Source organism: Corallococcus sp. CA041A, from assembly GCF_003612075.1.
Classification (GTDB): Bacteria; Myxococcota; Myxococcia; order Myxococcales; family Myxococcaceae; genus Corallococcus; species Corallococcus exiguus.
Genome location: NZ_RAWF01000056.1, coordinates 10,727 through 28,313, shown reverse-complemented (window position 1 = coordinate 28,313; position 17,587 = coordinate 10,727). Strand labels below are relative to the sequence as shown.

The following is a 17,587-nucleotide window of genomic DNA, read 5'->3' as shown; positions in this document are numbered from 1 at the left end:
CCATGAATCGCCGCCACCGACGAGGCTTCCATCCTACGGGGCGTCCGCCCCAGCTCAAATCCGGAGTTCCAGGCCCAGGAGCGCCTCCGCGCCCCAAGCCCCTTCCCCACCGTGCCGCCCTCCTCTCCTGCCTGCTGCTCGCGGCGGCGTGTGGCCGGCGCCTGGAGTCCGACCGCACCGAAGCCGTGGGCTCCGCCACCGTCCGCCACGTGAGGACCTGCAAGTGGCTGGACTGGGAGAACAACTCCTGCCGGGTGGACTCCGTGATGACGGCGGGCTCCCGGCGCATCGAGGGCGTCTATTTCACTTCGGCGAGCCCTCACGGGGAGCTGGCCCTCGTGAACCTGATGCAGGGGGACAGCCTGCTCGTCGACACGCGCTCCGGAGCGATCCGCGCGACGCTGCCCGCCCAGACCAGCGTCAAGGAGTGGTGCGGCGACGCGGAGCTCGTCGTCTCCCCGCTCGTGAAGGACACGGACGCCACCGGGGAGTTCGGGGGCTCCCACCTGGTGCACGTGTGGATTGAGCACGACACGGAGGTCCATCGCTCCACCATCTACCAGGGCCCGCGCCACGTGCCCCGGGTCCTCTGTGGCCCCGAGCACACGGTGGCGCTCGCGCTCTCCACCATCCGCGAAGGACCGCCCATCGATCTGTTCCGCTGGAGCGCGGACCAGGGCCTCCAACTCGTGGAGACATGGCCCGGGGAGATCCAGGGAGGAAGTGCCTCCGACCTCGTCCTCTCGTGGACCGGCGCGGGCCGGCCGGACTGGTGCGCGCGCAGCCGCCCCTACTCGCTCGACACCTGCGTGCCACCTCCCCGGCCCTCTGTCCCCTGAGCCCCCGAGGTCCCCTCTCCTTCACAACGGGCTCCTGCTTCGCGTCCTGGCTCCAACGCCTATCGGAGCGGGCGCTCAAAGCTCCAGAGGGAGAGGTCTTCGATGAGCCTGGTGAAACAGCAGGGCATCCTGAGCCCGGGTACGCAATACGCCAAGGACGCGGATGTCATCATGACGGCGGCGGTCCTCGGGTGGGCCTGGAGCCGTCTCACGAACGCGGACGTGAACAAGCGGCACGCGCGGGTCGACTTCGAGGTGGAGGACGGCCACAAGCTGTCCGAGCAGGAGCTGCGGGAGAAGCCGCTGGACCCCACCCACCTCTCCGCCATCCAGAAGCTCAACCAGCTGCTGCAGGCGTCAGGACTCAAGCCCGACCAGAAGGTGGTGCTGGGCAAGACGCCCATCTGGACCACCGGCGGCCGCATCACCGGCGGCTCCGGCGACAAGAACCCCGCCGACGCCTACCGCTACGACCCGCCGCTGCCGGACGGCACCGCCGCCAGGCTGTTCCTGCTGGCCACCCAGGCGGACACCGCGGACAAGCTGGGCTACCAGGGCCGCGGCGCCTACACGGGGTTCATCGATGGCCGGACGGATGGGCAGACCGGCTTGATGAGCACCTTCCGGCACAACGTGCCGTTCGACATCACCTACGGGCGGCGGTGGCATCCCCCGGAGGCGCTCCCGGACAAGCCCTGGGGGATGATCGGCGCCGCCAATGAGCAGGACAACAATGACCCGGCGAAGCCCGGGCTCAAGCAGCAGGGCATGCACTTCGAGGGCCCGGCGCCCCAGCGCAACCGCGACATCTGCGCGTACACGCACGGGATGATCCAGGCCATCTACGACGTGCGCGTCAACAAGCTGGCCAACGACCTCAGCCCGAACAAGAAGACGCCCTACAACCCCGGCACGCCGTATGAAATCGCCGTGGGCAAGAAGACGACGAAGCTGGCCTCGTGCTTCCCCTGCAGCATCTTCATGGAGGCCACCGGCCACCCGGCCTCCTCCACGCACCTGGGCCGTGGCGAGTCCTGGAGCCCGATGTATCCGCCCCCCAACTCCACCACCACGCAGCACAAGGCCTGGCAGGCGTGCAACACGCAGTGGCAGGACTACTGCAAGACCATCATCGACGCCGGGCTCCAGTGCCTGAAGAAGGCCCCGGCCCAACTGAAGGACGAGTGGAAGCTCAGCGTGGGCGCGCTCGACCTCTACCTCAATGGTCCGAACGGGGTGAACAAGACGCCGGCCACCGCGGCCCAGGCCTACGCCAACCTCATCCTCGATGCCGTGACGGTCCACGACTCCGAGGTGAGTCGCATCAACCGGACCCTCAAGTAATCACACGCATGCGGTGACTTCAGACAGGCCTCACGGGGTAAGCGCCCCGTGGGGCTTCTTTTATTTCCGCTGGGAATCACAGCCTCGCCGCCGGTGCCGTCCTGGCGGCATGATCCGAACGCACATCGCAGAGGCTTGTGAAACAAGGGACCTGGCGCTGTTGGACGCGGTGGTCTTCGTCATCCGGACGCAGGGCCCCCTCACCCGGGCGAATCACCTGGAGGCCTGGCGCGGCGTGCTGGGCGACCCGGAGGTCATCGATCCACGGCGCGAGTTGCTCGCGGATCGCCTGGCGCGCCGGACCGCCGCCCCGCTGGAGGGCGACGCCTTCTTCGCGTCGCTGCGCGTGCGACTGCCGGACGGCCCCAACCGCCTGCTGGCCTACGGACTGGCGCTGCGGGCCGCGACCGCGCACGGCGGCCACCCGGGTCCGGCGCAGCTGCCGCTGGCCCAGCTGTGCCGCGAACTGGGACTGACACAGGCCCAGGCCCGCGACATGCGCCTGGGCATCATGGATGGCATGTCCCCCGTCGCGCTGGCGGCGGAGCCCGCCCACCCGCGGCACGCTCGCGTGCTGGAGGCGGTGCTGCTGGCGGCGGGGATGGAGGCCCACCTGACGGAGGCGGAGACGTTGGCGCTGGAGGCGTCACGGGAGGATGCGTCCTTCCTCCAGGAGCTCACCGGCCAGCTGCTGCATCGCATCGCCTTCGGTTCCCAGGTGGCTTCGCCGTTGGAGGCGCTGTGCCAGCGGCTGACGGACATCGCGCTCGCACCCGCGACCCTCGCGCAGCGCTGGGGCACCCTGCGGCTGGCGTACTGCTTCTCTCACGCGGTGGGCCACGACCTGGGCCAGCAGCTCATGCTCGACCTGCTGCAGGAGCTGCTGCACCTGGGGACCGTGGAGGCGGCCCGCGCTACCGCTCGCGAATCCGCGCGTACCTGAGGATGTGCATGGGCGGGTACAGCCCCAGCGCGTGCGCGGCCGGCATGTTCACCTCGAAGGAGAAGCGGGACAGCGTCTCCACGGGCAGCTCCGCCGGTGAGCGGTGCTCACGCAGTATCTGCGTGGCCTTGAAGCCCGCCAGGCCCCCGACGTTGTAGAAGGGCGCCACCAGGCCCATCATGCCGCCCGCCTCCAGCTGCACCTCGATGGCGCAGAAGGTGGGCAGGCCCAGGCGGATCGCTTCGTCCATCAGCAGCTGGCTGTGCGGCGCGAAGAAGTTCACCGGAGGCAGGTACACCAGGTCCGGCCTCCGGGCCGCCAACGCCTGCATCATCGCCGGCAGGCGCGCCGCGTCCGGCTTCCCGTCCTTGCCGAGCGGATGCACCGCCACCAGTTCGATGCCCGCCTGCGCGGTGAGCTGCGTGAGCTTGTCGAACATGTTGCGCTGGGACGGCTCGGACGGGTTGTAGGCGACGCCCAGCCGCTTGAGCGGCATGAACGACTGCATCGCCTTGAGTTGCACCGGCAATGAGGCCACGTGGATGGCGCCGGTGAGGTTGCGCCCGGAGCCCTCCAGTCGCGTCACCAGCCCCGAGGCGATGGGGTCCGACACCATGGCGAAGACCACCGGGACGTCGGTGATGTGCCGCGCGGGATCCACCTCGCCCAACCGGCCCACGAGCCCCTCCGTCACCAGCGTGCTCTGGGCGTAGATGAGGTCCGGACGCCGCGCGCGAATCTCCTGGATGACCGCCGGCAGCCGGTTCGCGTCGCCTTCGATGTTGCGGACGGTGAACTCCACCTCCAGCCCCGCGCTGAGCAGGTAGTCCCGGAAGCCCTGGTCCGCCTCCGCACCGGTGCGGTGGATGACCATGAAGACGCGGTACGGCGCGGCGGAGGCGGAGGCCGCCGACAGCAGGACGAGCGCGGAGAGGAAGGCGCGGGCCGTCATCGCCCCGCCTCCGTCCGGGCGGACGCGCTCCGCCACATCCGGCCCTGGCGGTCCAGGCTGTGCCGCAGGATGTGCTCGATGACATCCGCCTGCCGGAACCCCGCGTTGCGCGCGGTGAACATCACCGCCGCGTGGCTGCCCAGGTTGCAGCCGATGTTGAACTCCAGGAGGAACAGCTCGCCGGTGTCGCGGTGCTGGCGGAAGTCGACGCGCAGGTAGTCGAAGTCCCGCACCGCGGCGCACAGCCGGAGCGCGTACGTCCGCAGGGTCTCCGCCAGCGGCCCCTCAGGCGCCATGCGGCGTTCACGCCCGCCGTCCAGCATCCGCTTCTGCCGGTGGGTGACGATGCCGTGCGGCAGCGAGGAGGTCTCCTCCGCGACGCCCAGCACGATGGGCTCCTCACCGCCCAGCACCGGCACCGTCAGGTCCAGGCCGGGCACCAGCTGCTCCACGAGGCAGGCCTGGCCCAGGTCCTGGAACAGGCGCAGGCGCTCGTGCAGCCCGGCCTCCGTCTCCTGGATGCTGTCCTCGGAGATGCCCACGGACGCGGCGCCAAAACGCGGCTTGATGATCCACGGCCCCCGGAAGTCCGGCGCGGGCGGCAGCTTCCCCTCCGCCGGGCACGTCACCCAGGGCGCCGTCGGGATGCCCAGCGAGCGCGCCATCAGCTTGGTGAGGTGCTTGTCCTCCGCCAGCGCGCGGATGTTGGGCGGCGCGCCCAGGTAGGGGACCTGCAACCATTCACAGAACGCCGACGTGAAGACCTCCGAGTTGCGGACCGGCGCGCGGTTGAGGAGCGTGAAGACGTAGTTGGGTTCGCTGCGGATGTGGACCAGGTCCTCCAGCGAACGGCACGGCGAGCACCGCAGGCCCAGTCCGGTCAGCGTGTGGAACAGCTCGTGGTTGTAGCGCGGGAGCACGCCGTGCTCCGGGTGCAGTTCCGGCCACGGGGCTCCGGGGTCCGGCGCGTACTGCGCGAGGAACAACACGTCCAGGTGCTCGCGCTGCGTGGGCGTCAGCTTCAACAGGTTCTGGGTGATGGCGGTCATGGAGCTTTCGGAGTGGGAGTGGTGGGTGGAAGGGAACGCAGGAAGAGGTAGGCGGCGAGGCCCGCGGTGAGCGCGAGCATCCCGACGCCGATGACGTGGGTGCTGCGCACGAAGCCGCTGGCGCCCAGCAGCGCGGCGGCGAGCAGCGGGCCGACGAGGCTGCCCACCCGCTCGATCATCCGGAAGACAGACAGGAGCGAGTCCAGGCCGAACCCGGCGCACTCCTCGGCGAAGAGCGGCGGGATGCTGGCGAGCAGCGGCGTGGCCGCCAACGCCTGTCCCAGGCCCACCAGCAGCACCGCGGCCAACAACTGCCACGAGCCACCGGCCGACGCGAACAGCAGCACGCCCAGCCCGGAGAGCCCGCCGCCCACGAGCATCATCCCCCGGTGCCAGCCATGGCGGTCCGCCAGCAGCGACACCACCGGCGTGGCGAACACCGTGACGATGAAGTAGCCCATCATCAACCGGCCGATGGCGGCTTCCGTGAAGCCCATCGCATGCAGGCGCAGGGGCGTCAGGTAGAAGAGGAAGCCCGTCAGCACCAGGCGCGCCGGCATGGCCGCCAGCAGGATGAAGAGCAGCACGCGCCCGCGCTTGATGATGCCCAGGTAGGCCGCCATCGCGCGGGGCTCTCCCTCCTCCCTCGCCCGGACAGGCCCCAGGTCCGGAGCCAGCAGCAGCACCAGCGCCATGGCCAGGCCCACCAGCGCCGAGGCCACCCCGAACGTCGCCGCGTAGCCGATGCGGTCCGCGAGGATGCCGCCGATGGCGGTGCCACAGACGCTGGCCGCCGTGGACGCGCCCACGAAGACGCCCATGCTCCGCGCGCCGTGGCTCTGCTTCGACGTGCGCGCCACGTGCAAGAGCGCCGTGGTCGTCACGATGCCGTAGCCGCCCGCGGTGACGACACGCCAGAAGAAGAGCTCCGTGAGGCTCGACGCGAGGCCTGTCATGAACAGGCCCAGGCCGGCGGGCACCATGCCCACCAGCATCGCCACGCGGCTGCTCCGGGTGTTGAGCAGGCGCCCCGCCAGCGGCGTGCACACCACCATCGCGGTGACCCACAGCGACATGGGCAGCGCCACCATGAAGCTCTCGGAGAAGTACGGGCTGGGGTGGTACAGCCGCTTGACGAAGAGCGGCCAGAACGAGCGCGACAGCTCCGAGCCGAAGAGGAAGACGAACAGCGGCAGCCGCAGGTCGCTCGTCCCGGGCTCCTCCAGCGCGGCGGGGGCCTTCGGGTCTCCGAAGCGGAAGCGCTCGCGCAGCGTCGCCAGCTCCGGCGCCGCGCGTTCGTCCAGCGCCGCGTGGCGGCGGTTGAGGCCGCGCACCAGCCTGCCCGCGGAGGCCAGCGCCCGGGTGGCCTCGTCGTGCAGCCGCACCCGGGCCTGCCGCGTGAAGTCCCCCGCGCCGCCCAGCTCCAGCAGGCGCCGCAACAGCCGCAGCGGCCGGATGACCAGCAGGCCCATCAGCGCCATGAGCACCTCCACGGTGACCAGCGCCGTCACGAACAGGGTGATGAGGACGTCGGTGTGGATCTCCTGGAGCCGCTGCTCGGCGTACGTCGCGTCGATGCCCAGGTGCAGCTGGCCGATGACGCGCCCCCGCGACACCACGGGGTGGACCAGGTCCAGGTCTCCGTCCAGGCGCGCCAGACCGCGCGCCTCCTCGATCGCGTGGGCCTTGAGCACCTTGTCGAAGAAGGACGCGGGCTTCGCCTTCAGGTCCCTGGACGCGTACAGCAGGTGGCCGTCCGGCGAGGCGAAGCCGATGTAGCGGATCTCCTCGTGGCCCAGGGCCGCGTCATCCAGGTAGGCATCCGCCGCGCCCAGCCGGTTCACCGGGATGCCCAGGTCCGCGGCGCGGTGGAACTGGAGCGCCACGGTCTGGGCCAGCGTCTCCGCCTTGGCGCGCAGGTCCGGCCGCAATGACTGCTCGAACAGGCGCGAGGCCTGGATGGACGCCGCCACCAGCGTCGCCACGATGAGCAGCGTGGGCAGCAGGCTCACCTTCCAGATGCGGCTCCGGGACAGACTTCCGTCGTTCGTGGAGCTCATGCCGGGCCCTCCAGCGAGCGCTCCGCGCGGGCCAGGGCCAGCGAGGCCTCCTGGTAGCGCGCGTCGAAGGCACGCAGCGCCTCGTCGGCCGGGGGCGTGTGCGCCGGACCGTCCATGTTCCGGAAGGCCTGCTCCATCGCCTGGAAGCGCTGGCCCAGCGGACGCAGCAACATCCACATCAGGGCGCAGACGAGCGAGAAGCCGATGGCCAGGGGCCACAGCGCCTGGCGGGCGAAGGTGTGGAGAAAGGCGCTCGCGCGCGCATCCAGCGCCTTGCGGTCATAGGCGATGAGCACCAGCCCCACGGGCTGGCTGAAGGGGTTGAGGATGGGCGCGCCCACCAGCAGGGCCTCGCGGTCCGAATGGCTCCAGGTGCCGCCGTGCGCGGCGGCGGCGGCCTCGAACCAGGCGGCCCGCTCCCGGGCTGAGCCAGGCAGGTGGGTGGTGGCGTGCAGCCCGCTCTGGAACAGCACCGTGCCCCGGCGGTCGAGGATGGCCACGCCCCGGATGTCCGGGTCCATGCCGGACACGCGGGTGAGGATCTGCTGCGCGTCGCGGACGGCGGGCAGGGCCAGCCCCAGGTCGATGGCCGCCTCGGTGGAGGCCTTCGCGTCCAGCGCCAGCACGCGCAGCCGTGACTGCTGGAGTTCCCCGAGCGTCGTCTCGAACTTGGCGAAGTTGAGCAGGACGACCAGCGCGATGGAGAAGCACAGGATGGCCGCCGTCGCGGCCCCCAGCTTGAAGAACAGACTCATGGCCCCGGCTCCCCTCTAGAAGAACCACTGGATGCGCATGAGGAACTCGTCGTAGGGCGCGCGCCCTCCGTCGAAGACGTACCGGCTGGCGTTGAACATCCAGCGGGTGTTGGTGTTGAGGTACCAGTTGAGGCCGGCGGTCACCTCCTGGAGGCGCTCCTCGGAGGGCCCGTCGTGGCCAGGCAGTCCCTCGAAGCGCAGCCGCGCGAAGCCGTAGCGCAGCCCCAGCTCCCAGGCGCCCGCGCCGTACTTGTCCGCGCCCGGATCAAACGGCCGCTCCGGATCCACGCCCCGCTCCTGTTTCTTCTCGCCCGTCAGCACCCACGTGCTGGACACGTAGAAGGCCTGCGAGCGCAGCCCCGCCAGGTGCACGCGCCGGTCCTCCTTGCCCAGATCCGCGGCGGTGAGCCAGCCCTCGCGCGAAGGAGAGAAGAGGCGGGCGTACTCCACCTTCAGCGACGTGGGCCCCTGGAAGGAGACGAAGTCCGCGCCCAGGCGCCATTCGGGTGGAACGACGAACAGGCCCGTGGCGCCCGTGGCGTACGTCAGCTTGTACTGGGGCGCCGTCAGGAAGGAGAAGCCCGTGGGCAGCTTGCCGCGCGCCTCCTCCGGCAGGTTGTCGCCCAGCGCGCGGGTGGCGCTCACCGCGACGGAGACGCCCTCCGCCGGCACCACGGCGATCCGGCCCGCCAGCATCTTCCCGCGATCCTCGTCACGCGCCTTGCTGCTCGCCTCGTTGAAGAGGCCCAGCCAGTACTCCACGCGGTTGCCGGCCAGCTCTCCGTGGAGCGCCATGCCCTGGTCGTACCGGGGCAGCACCAGGGAGAAGAGGAGGGATTGTTCGACGAAGTCCAGGAAGGTGGAGGAGGTCTCCAGCCACTCGTAGCCGAAGGGGACCTTGAGCCGGCCCGCGCGCAGCCGCAGCCAGGGCGTGGCGCGCAATTCCAACCATGCGTCCTGGTAGAGGGGCGTGTCACGCAGGCCCACGTCGGTGATGAGCCGCACGTCCGCGAAGGGCGCCAGCGTGCCGGACAGGTTGATGCGCGCGCGGCGGACGTAGAAGGTGCTCGCGAGCCCATCGTCGGTGGGCGTCAGCCGCAGGTCCGTCTGCAGACCCATGCCCACGCGCAGCGCGGACCGGCCGTCGCGGCTCTGGAGGACGGTGGCCCCCGTCGGCGGCGGGGCTTCCGCGCGGGACTGGGTGGCCAGCAGGAATATTGATACAAAAACAGACATCAAGATAAAGGCACGCATTGGGGGTGTGGGCATGCCCGTGGGACGGCACATGAATGCCTTTGTGAACCGTTCACACCGGCAGGGGCCAGGCCGTCCTTGGAGACAGGGCGCGGCACACGAAGCCGCCTTTCGCGAGTGAACCATGTCTGTCCATTCCCTCCGGCACGGGCGCGGGTTGCGCCGGGCCCGGCTTGGCGCCCTCCTCCTGGTGCTGGCCGCCTCGCTCGGAGGGGTCGTCGCCCTGGGACTGGGCGAGGCGTGGCGCGGGGATGCCCGCCTCCAGTTCGAGCGGCTCGCGGCGCAGGGCGCGATCCTCCAGGGGCCGGTGGAGATGTTCCTGCGCGTGGGCATGGCGCTGGAGCAGTTCACCGGCTTCACCCAGCTGGCGCGCACGCTGCGCCAGGCGGACCCCACGCTGGAGGCGGTCCGCGTCCTGGACGACCAGGGCCGGCTGCTCTTCTCCGAGCCCCCTGGCCCGGAGGTTCCTGCCACCGCGGCCCACCGCGTGCCTCCCCTGCCCCACCAGCGCTTCGCGGTGACGGAGGACGCGCACTCCTTCCGCGTGTCACTGCCGCTGTCGGACCGCTTCGGGGAGGTGGGCCGCCTGGAGCTGGTGATGTCCCGGGAGGCGGTGTCCCAACGGGTGCTGCGACGCTTCCAGCCCCTCTTCACGCTGCTGGGGGGATGTCTGCTGTTCCTGGGGGCCTTCGTGTCGGGCGCGCAGCGACTGTGGATGCGGCATCCCCGGCGCTGGCTGGGCGCGGCGTTCTCCTTGTGCTTCCTGGCCCTGACGCTGGCCACGTCCCTGGCGCTGGCGGACCTCTATTCGGACGGGCTGCACCAGCGCACCAGCAGCCTGGCGCATTCGCTGGCGCGGCGGTTGAACGAGGCGGCGCGGCTGGGCCTGACGCTCTCCCATCTGCGGGGCCTGGACACCCTTCTGGAGGAGTACCAGCGCACCAACGCGGACCTGGGCTCACTGGCGCTCATCGCGGATGAGCGGGTGCTCGTGCAGGTGGACGCAGGCGCTGGGCGCACGGGAGACGAGCGCTTCGAGTACACCATCGACCTGGAGCTCACGGAGGGCCCGTGGAACCTCCCCGTGCGTCTGGAGGTGGACGCCGCGAAGGGCGCGCTCCAGGCGCGGCTGTGGCGCACCGTCCCCGGCTTCCTCTTCCTCTTCGCCGCCTCGAGCCTGTTGGGCCTGCTGGTGCTCGGAGCACTGTCGCCCCTGCCCCGGCGTGGCTCTGGCTCGCGCGTCTTCGAGCAGCGGACGGTGGGCCGGCTCCAGCCCCTCGCCTTCCTCGGGGGCTTCCTGGAGGGGCTCACGTTCGCATTCCTCCCCGTCGCCGCGGATGCCATCCTCCCGGGCGGCGGCGCTGCGCTGCTCGCCGTCGTATTCCAGGGGGCCTGCGCGCTCGCGCTCGTCCCCTCCGAGCGTTACGCGCGACAGGGTCACCTCGGGCGCTGGCTCGTGGTGGCCCTGGGAGTGTCCACCGCGGCCTTCGCGTTGATGGCGTTCACCTCGGACCTGCGCGCGTGGCTGGTGTTGCGCGGGCTCTGCGGGTTCGGCTTGGGGGCGCTGGCCGCCGGGACGCGGGCGTATCTGCTCGCCGCGCTTCCTCCGGGACAGCCGCCCCGGCGCATGGCGCGGCTCACCCTGGCCCGAGGTGGCGGCCTGCTCGCCGGCACGGTGCTGGGCGCGCTCGTGGCGGCCCACCAGGGACCGTCCCCGGTGTTCCTGTTCGCGGCCCTCTGTGGCCTGGGCGCGCTCGCGTATTCGCGGCACTGGCTGCCCCCCGTGGAAGCTCGGGACCGGTCCGCCGGGCCGCGTGCCTTCCGCGCATCCCTCACGCATCCGCCCCTGCCTCCGGGGGCGTGGAGTCCGCGCGATCACCGCTGGGCGCTGCTGTTCGTCGGGCTGCCGTCGTGGCTTTCGCGCGGGGGAGTGCTCGGACTCGTGTTGCCCCTATGGCTCGTGGGCGAGGGTCAGGACACGGACCGCATCGGGCAGCTGCTCGCCCTCGTCGCGCTGGGCGCGTTGCTTCCCCATGCCGTACCGGCGCGCCTCGACGGGAGCAGGAGGCTGCTTCAGGGGGGCGTGCTGGGCACCGGGCTGTCACTGCTCGCGCTCGCGGCCTTCGGCTCGTTGGAGCCCGTCCGCGCGCTGGCGCTCTGCCTTCTGGGAATGTCCCTCGGGCTCGTTCACGTCCCGCTCGACCACCACGTCGAAAGCCAGCCGGCGGAGAGCACGCGCAGGCGCTCCTGGGCCTCCATCACGCCGCTGCTCGGCGCGCTCGCGCAATGCGTGGGGCCGCTCCTCGTCAGCGCCTTCTGGAGGCCCTCGGAGGATCCGCTCCCCGTGCTCGGAGGGCTGGGCGTCGGGGTGCTGCTGCTGGGGGCCGCCCATTCCTGGATGACCCGGGCCTCGCCCGGTCGCGAGGTGCGCCATGCGTGACTGGCTGCTGGGCCTGCTGTTGCTGCTGTGCGTGCCCTGTCCGGTCCAGGCACAGCCGGACGACATCTCCACCTGGGTGGCCCTGCCTCCGGAGACGCTTCGCGGCTGGCGGGTGGAGGCGACCGCGCAGCGGATCCTCATCACCCCTGAACAGCCACCCACGCCCCAGCTCCAGGTGCGCGAGGTGCTGGTGTTGCTCACCGTGGCCCAGAGCAGCCTCAACTGGATCCTGGAGGGCATGCTGCCCGTGCTGCGCAATCAGCGCGTGCGGGTGGGCCTCACGCTCTACAAGCTCGGCACGGGCCGCGAGGAACAGGAGCGGATGCTGGCGCTGGCGGACTCCGGCCAGTTCGACCTCATCGTCGCCATGGGCTCGGACGCGACGCGCTTTCTCTACAACCGCTTCGGCAACCAGCCCACGCCGGTGGTGGCGCTGTGCAAGGCGCCGGAGCTGTGGCTGGGCTTCGAGGAAGGCGCTTCACAGCAGGCCAAGCCGGACAACATGGCCTTCGTCTCGCTGTCGCTCTCTCCCGACGTGCAGCTGCACTACCTCCAGGAGCTGCTGGGCCCGTTGAAGGCGCTGACGGTGGTGTACGACCGCCGCAACCAGAGCACGGTGGAGGTGGAGGCGGAGGCCATGCGGCGGCTGTCCGCGCGGGATGGCTTCCAGCTGCTGGAGCTGGCGGTGGAGGGCAAGCGTGGCGCGGAGGAGACGCTCTCCGAACAGCTCCCGCGCATGGCCCGCGCGATGCGGCAGATAGACCCCGACGGCCGACACAGCCTCTTCTGGGTCACCACCTCCTCCGCGGTGTACGACGAACTGGAGCGCATCGACCGGTACTCCGAAGGCATTCCGGTGCTGGGCTCCGTGCGCGAGGCCGTGCGCGAGGGCAACTCCAGCGCGGTCATGTCCATTGGCGTGCCCTTCAAGAGCGCCGGCCAGCTGAGCGCGCGCTACATGCTGGAGGTGCTGGGCTCGCGCCTCCCGGCGTCGCGGCTGCCCATGGGGGTCATCTCCCCGCCGGACCTGGCCATCCACCTGAGGCGGGCGCGGCAGCTGGACATCAAGCTGCCCTTCCATTTCCTGGAGCAGGCCAGCTCCCTCTATGACCTGGATGGACGGCTGGTGCGCCAGGACGGACAGCCCGCCGTGTCCGCCCCCGCGGCCTCGCCATGAGCGCCGCTGTCGCGAGGCCCGCGCCACTGGAGCTGCTGCTGGAGCTGGTCCGCGCGCAGGAGGCGGGCGACCCCTTCCACTTCCGGATGGAGCCGCAGGAGTACCTCTTGCGGCGCGCCCGGGGCAGCTACGCGCGCGCGGCGCTCGACTGGGAGCCGGCGCTCCTGTCGGACCTCGCGGAGCTGGAGAAGCCCCAGCCGGACCGCAACGTGATGCAGCGTCTGGGGGAACGGCTGCGCGCGTTCCTGGAAGGCGTGGGCTGGGACGCGCAGGCCAATGACATCGCCGCCGCCGTCAAGGTGGGGCGCCCGGTGCACCTCACCTTCCGCTTCGCCGCGGCGGAGCTCTTCGCGTTGCCCTGGGAGCTGCTCACGCTGGGCACTTCCGGGCGCACCGTGGCGGAGCTGCCCGGCGTCTTCATCCGCTACGAATGGCCCGCGTCCGGAGACCTGCCCACGCAGGGCACCTCCCAGCAGGGCCGCGTCCTCTTCGCCTGGTCCGCCGCCGGAGGCCAGGTGCCGGCCCGTGCGCATCAGCGGGAGTTGAGCGAAGCCTGTCGAAAGGGCGCGTACCCATTCGAGCCGGACCGGGACGTCCTGCCGCACGTCTCGCTGGCGTCGCTGTCGGAGGCGCTCAACCGGCCCGGCGAACCCGTGTCCGTGCTCCACCTGCTGTGCCACGGCGGCCGGCGCGGGCAGACGTATGGATTGCTCTGGGACGCGTCATGGGAGGGCGGCGAACCGGAGCTGGTGGATGGCGCGACTCTGCGTCAGCTGCTCATGCCCCACGCGGCGACGTTGCGGCTGGTGGTGCTGTGCGCGTGCCAGAGTGGCGCGGGCGCGACGGACAACCACCTGGGCAGCGTGGCCCAGGCGCTCCATCGCGCGGGACTGCCCGCGGTGGTGGCCTCGCGCCTGCTGCTCTCCGTGCCGGGCTCCGTGGTGCTCACGCGCGCCCTCTACCGCGCGCTGCTGGTGACGCCCGCGTCGCTGGAGGAGGCAGTGGGGCACGCCCGCCGACTGCTGGCGCTGGACACCACCGCGGTGGATCACGTCTCGCTCCAGCTCTACGCGCGCGCGGAGCACGGCGGAGACACGCGCCCGGTGGCGCTCCGGCCCTACCGGGGCCTGCTGCCCTTCCAGCAGGAGGACCGCCGCTTCTTCTTCGGCCGCGAGTCGCTCCAGCAGGAGCTGCTCCAGCGCGTCCACGAAGCCGTGGAGGGCCAGCGTCCCCGCTTCCAGGTGCTGGCCGGCGTCTCCGGCAGCGGCAAGTCCTCGCTCGCCCTCGCGGGTCTGCCCCAGGAGCTTCGGGCCGCGGACTGGGAGGTGCGGCTGCTCAAGCCCGGACAAGGCGCGGCGGAGGCGCTCCACGAGGTGCGCCAGGTCCCACCCGAGCGCTGGCAGCTCTTGCTGGTGGACCCCTTCGAGGACCTCTTCACCGCGATGGAGTCCCCGGCGCGCCGCGACCTGGCCACCGCGCTGTGGCGCCTCGCGAAAGACCCCGAGCGCCGGGTGGTGGTGCTGGCCACGCTCCAGGTGGACTACCTGGGACGCTGCGGCGACCTGGTGGTGGACGCGGAGGGCACGCGCCTGGACGCAGCCGTGTATTCGGACGCCCACCGCCTCTTCGTCACGGAGCTCCAGGGCGATGCGCTGCGAGCGGCCATCGAGGGCCCCGCGCACAAAGTGGGCCTGCGCTTCGAGGCCGGGCTGGTGGACCGGCTCCTCCAGGAGGTGGGGCAGGAGCCCGGGTCGCTGCCGCTGCTGCAGTACGCGTTGGATCAACTCTGGGAGGAACGCGAGGGACAGCAACTCACCCACCGCGCCTACGCGGCCCTGGGCGGCGTCGCGGGGGCGCTGAAGCGGGCGGCGAACCGGCTCTATGGATCATTGCCCCCGAGCGCGCAGGAGCAGGCGCGCCGGCTGCTGGTGGAGCTGGTGGACTTCCAGGGCGGGCCCTCGCATGGCAGGCGTCGGCGGGTGCGCTCGCAGCAGCTGCGCCCCACTCCACCGGAGCCCCGCGCCGACTTCGACCGGGTGCTGGGCGTACTGCTCACCGCGCGGCTGCTGACCCGTGAAGAGGACGCGTCGGGCGTGGAGTGGTTGCAGCTGTCGCACGAGTCTCTGCTGCGCACCTGGCCGGAGCTCGCGGAGTGGGCCCGCGCGGACCGCGAGCGCATCCAACACTTCCGCGAGCTGGAGTCCTGGGCCCGGGACTGGATCGCGCACCGGAGCGCTCCCGACGGCGGCGCGCCCTATCTCCTGTCCGGAAGCCGGCTGGGCTACGCGCAGGACATCCTGCGGCGCTACAGCGAGGAACCGGGCGAGGACGTCCTCCAACTGCTGGACGCCAGCGAGGCCTCCGCCGAAGCCCAGGACGCGTCAGCGCGCCAGCGCCTGGTGAGGCTGCTGGTGGCCGCGCTGGTGGTGGCGGGGGGGATGGCGGCGCTCGCATGGAACGCGCGCCAGTTGGAGGCCCAGGCCCAGAGTGAGCGGCAGGAGGCGCAGCACCACGCGCAGCGCGCCCGGGACCTGGTGCTGCTGGACGTCGCCCGGAAGCTGCGGCGGGACAATCCCACGCTGGCCCTGCTCATGCTTCGCGAGGTCCAAGAGCCCGGCCGGCTCCGGGGCTGGGCCCAGGACGTGTCCGGGGTCCTCCAGGAGCCGCTGAGCCGCGCGGTGCTGCGCGGCCATGCCCAGGCCGTGGTCCACGTGGAGGTCAGCTCGGACGGGCAGCGCGTGGTGACGGCGTCGAAGGACGGCACCGCGCGGCTGTGGCGGACCAGTGGCGAGGGCGCGCCGGTGGTGCTCACGGGCCACGCGGGGCCCGTCTACCACGCCACCTTCAGCCCGGCGGGAGGGCAGCGCGTGCTCACCTCCTCGCACGACGGCACGGCGCGGCTGTGGAACACGGCGGACGGCGCGTTGCTGCACACGTTCCGGCACCGCGGCGTCGTGCAGTGGGGCGCCTTCAGCCCGGACGGCCAGCGCGTGGCCACGGCCTCGCGAGACGGGCTGGCGCGGCTGTGGCGGGTGGACGGCACCGGCGAGCCGCGCGAGGTGCGGCACCGGGGCGCGGTGCAGACCGTGGCCTTCAGCCCGGATGGGCGGTGGCTGCTGACGGCTTCGCTGGACGGCACCGCGCGCCTGGTTCCCGTGGACGGAAAGGAAGGCCCGCGCGAGCTGCCCCACCCCGCCCCTGTCACCTCCGCCACGTTCGACCCGGAAGGCACCCACGTGCTGACAGTGTCCCGGGACGGCGTCGCGCGCGTCTGGCCCGTCAACGGCGCCACCGCCCCCGTGGCGCTGAAGGGACACCAGGGCGAGCTGACCACCGCGCGCTTCAGCCCCGACGGGCAATGGGTGGTGACCGCGTCGGTGGACACCACCGCGCGCCTCTTCCGGGCCGACGGGCGAGGCGAGCCCCGCGTGCTGCGCGGCCACCAGGGCGCCGTGCGCCTGGCCACCTTCGGGGGACCGCTGGGCGAGTGGATCCTCACCGTCTCCTCGGACACCACGGCGCGGCTGTGGTCCGCGCGCGAGGACACGCCGCCCCGGCTGCTGCTCGGCCACCGGTCCACCCTGCTGTGGGGCGGCTTCGGTCCGGACGGCAAGCAGGTCGTCACCGCCTCCGTCGACGCCACCGCGCGAGTGTGGCGGCTGGATGCGCCCCAGGACTCGCTCCCGCTGCAGACGTCCGCGGGGTTCCTCTGGTCGGTGGCCTTCAGCCCGGACGGCACGCAGGTGGCCACGGCGTCGCAGGACGGGGCGGTGCGCCTCTGGTCGGAGGACGGCCGGGCCACGCATGTCCTCAGGGGCCATGCGCAGGACGTGCGCTCCGTGGTCTTCAGTCCAGATGGCCGGTGGCTGCTGACGGCCTCGCTGGATGGCACCGCGCGCCTGTGGCCGACGGACGGAAGCACGGCGGGCCGGCGCGTGCTGGCGTCCCAGCGTGAGCCCTTCTTCGGCGCCGCCTTCAGCCCCGATGGACAGCGCGTGGCGCTCGCCTCCAGCCCGCGTGCCACCCGCATCGTGAGCGTGGCTGGGACGCAGCCGCCCGTCGCGCTGGAGGGCCACGGCGACCAGGTCCGCTCCGTGGCCTTCAGCCCGGACGGCCAGCGCCTCATCACCGCATCTCAAGATGGCACCGCCCGCATCTGGAGCGCGGAGGGGCGCCTCACCGCCACGCTCTACAGCCACGACGACTGGGTCCTCTCCGCCGCCTTCCATCCAAAGGATCCCACCCAGGTACTCACCTCCTCCCAGGACGGCACGGCGCGCCTCTGGACCGTGGAGAACGGCCGCGTGCGAGGCGTGCGCGCGCTCCTGCGCCACGACGCGCCGGTGCCCTGGGCCGCCTGGAGCCCGGATGGCGGCCGCGTCGTCACCGCGTGCGCGGACGGCCGTGCTCGCGTCTGGCTCACGGACGCACCCGGTGAGCCGTACCTCGTCCTCTCCGCGCACGAGGGCGAGGTGACCTCGGCCGTGTTCAGCCCCCGCGCGGAGGAGCCCCGGCTTGTCACCGGCTCCACGGACGGCAGTGCCCGGGTGTGGCGTCCGCGCGAGCCGCTCCCCATCGAACGGCTTCAGGAGAAGCTCCAGGCGACCAGCTCCGCGTGCCTGACGCCTGGCGAGCGGCGCGGCCTGCTGGGCGACCTGCCCGCGAAGGCCCTGGAGGCCAACGCCGCGTGTGAGCAGCGGCACGGACGCGCACCGCTCCCGGACGAGCCCTGAAGCCTCACAGCGGCGCTCACAAATCCCAGACACCCGGCGTC

Annotated in this window: 11 protein-coding genes; 6 read left to right on the top strand and 5 right to left on the bottom strand. The window is 71.8% G+C overall.

The annotated features are described in order from the left end of the window. Positions 1–2: 2 nt before the first annotated feature. From D7V77_RS12540 to D7V77_RS12530, 3 genes are all read left to right on the top strand, one after another. Positions 3–839, top strand: coding sequence for a hypothetical protein (locus tag D7V77_RS12540; RefSeq protein ID WP_147452056.1), 837 nt, complete (start codon positions 3–5; stop codon positions 837–839). Positions 840–941: 102 nt separating this feature from the next. Next, a complete protein-coding gene (locus D7V77_RS12535) occupies positions 942–2,183 on the top strand; it encodes a hypothetical protein (RefSeq protein WP_120576511.1) in 1,242 nt (413 codons plus the stop codon). A 109-nt stretch (positions 2,184–2,292) separates the two neighbouring features. Next, positions 2,293–3,126, top strand: a complete 834-nt coding sequence (locus D7V77_RS12530; protein WP_126936248.1) for a hypothetical protein — start codon at positions 2,293–2,295, stop codon at positions 3,124–3,126. Here D7V77_RS12530 and D7V77_RS12525 read toward each other — a convergent pair. Genes D7V77_RS12525 through D7V77_RS12505 form a run of 5 tightly spaced genes read right to left on the bottom strand, consistent with a single transcriptional unit; the run spans position 3,098 to position 9,178 of the window. Then, positions 3,098–4,078, bottom strand: a complete 981-nt coding sequence (locus D7V77_RS12525; RefSeq protein WP_147452055.1) for an ABC transporter substrate-binding protein — start codon at positions 4,076–4,078, stop codon at positions 3,098–3,100. The genes D7V77_RS12530 and D7V77_RS12525 overlap by 29 nt on opposite strands. Then, positions 4,075–5,127: a hypothetical protein gene (locus tag D7V77_RS12520; protein ID WP_120576508.1), complete on the bottom strand. Its 1,053-nt coding sequence runs from the start codon at positions 5,125–5,127 to the stop codon at positions 4,075–4,077. The genes D7V77_RS12525 and D7V77_RS12520 overlap by 4 nt, the downstream gene beginning before the upstream one ends. Next, positions 5,124–7,187: an MFS transporter gene (locus D7V77_RS12515; RefSeq protein WP_120576507.1), complete on the bottom strand. Its 2,064-nt coding sequence runs from the start codon at positions 7,185–7,187 to the stop codon at positions 5,124–5,126. The genes D7V77_RS12520 and D7V77_RS12515 overlap by 4 nt, the downstream gene beginning before the upstream one ends. Beyond that, complete coding sequence (locus tag D7V77_RS12510; RefSeq protein ID WP_120576506.1) at positions 7,184–7,942, bottom strand: cache domain-containing protein; 759 nt, start codon at positions 7,940–7,942, stop codon at positions 7,184–7,186. The genes D7V77_RS12515 and D7V77_RS12510 overlap by 4 nt, the downstream gene beginning before the upstream one ends. Positions 7,943–7,957: 15 nt before the next feature. Next, entirely contained in the window at positions 7,958–9,178 is a 1,221-nt protein-coding gene (locus D7V77_RS12505) for an OprO/OprP family phosphate-selective porin (RefSeq protein WP_233596920.1), read from the bottom strand. Between the two features lie 142 nt (positions 9,179–9,320). Here D7V77_RS12505 and D7V77_RS12500 point away from each other — a divergent pair, with 142 nt between their 5' ends. From D7V77_RS12500 to D7V77_RS12490, 3 genes are read left to right on the top strand one after another with little or no spacing between them, the layout of a single operon-like run. Beyond that, positions 9,321–11,636 (top strand): MFS transporter, encoded by a 2,316-nt coding sequence (locus D7V77_RS12500; protein WP_158624390.1) that lies wholly within the window; start codon positions 9,321–9,323, stop codon positions 11,634–11,636. Then, complete coding sequence (locus tag D7V77_RS12495; protein WP_120576503.1) at positions 11,629–12,813, top strand: ABC transporter substrate-binding protein; 1,185 nt, start codon at positions 11,629–11,631, stop codon at positions 12,811–12,813. Before D7V77_RS12500 ends, D7V77_RS12495 begins: the two co-directional genes overlap by 8 nt. Continuing rightward, entirely contained in the window at positions 12,810–17,546 is a 4,737-nt protein-coding gene (locus D7V77_RS12490) for a CHAT domain-containing protein (protein WP_120576502.1), read from the top strand. The genes D7V77_RS12495 and D7V77_RS12490 overlap by 4 nt, the downstream gene beginning before the upstream one ends. Positions 17,547–17,587 lie beyond the last annotated feature (41 nt).

Coding starts and splice junctions, on each gene's coding strand:
- D7V77_RS12490 (WP_120576502.1), top strand. CDS start 12,810: ATGAGCGCCGCTGTCGCGAGGCCCGCGCCACTGGAGCTGCTGCTGGAG.
- D7V77_RS12510 (WP_120576506.1), bottom strand. CDS start 7,942: ATGAGTCTGTTCTTCAAGCTGGGGGCCGCGACGGCGGCCATCCTGTGC.
- D7V77_RS12505 (WP_233596920.1), bottom strand. CDS start 9,178: ATGTCTGTTTTTGTATCAATATTCCTGCTGGCCACCCAGTCCCGCGCG.
- D7V77_RS12520 (WP_120576508.1), bottom strand. CDS start 5,127: ATGACCGCCATCACCCAGAACCTGTTGAAGCTGACGCCCACGCAGCGC.
- D7V77_RS12540 (WP_147452056.1), top strand. CDS start 3: ATGAATCGCCGCCACCGACGAGGCTTCCATCCTACGGGGCGTCCGCCC.
- D7V77_RS12535 (WP_120576511.1), top strand. CDS start 942: ATGAGCCTGGTGAAACAGCAGGGCATCCTGAGCCCGGGTACGCAATAC.
- D7V77_RS12530 (WP_126936248.1), top strand. CDS start 2,293: ATGATCCGAACGCACATCGCAGAGGCTTGTGAAACAAGGGACCTGGCG.
- D7V77_RS12525 (WP_147452055.1), bottom strand. CDS start 4,078: ATGACGGCCCGCGCCTTCCTCTCCGCGCTCGTCCTGCTGTCGGCGGCC.
- D7V77_RS12500 (WP_158624390.1), top strand. CDS start 9,321: ATGTCTGTCCATTCCCTCCGGCACGGGCGCGGGTTGCGCCGGGCCCGG.
- D7V77_RS12515 (WP_120576507.1), bottom strand. CDS start 7,187: ATGAGCTCCACGAACGACGGAAGTCTGTCCCGGAGCCGCATCTGGAAG.
- D7V77_RS12495 (WP_120576503.1), top strand. CDS start 11,629: ATGCGTGACTGGCTGCTGGGCCTGCTGTTGCTGCTGTGCGTGCCCTGT.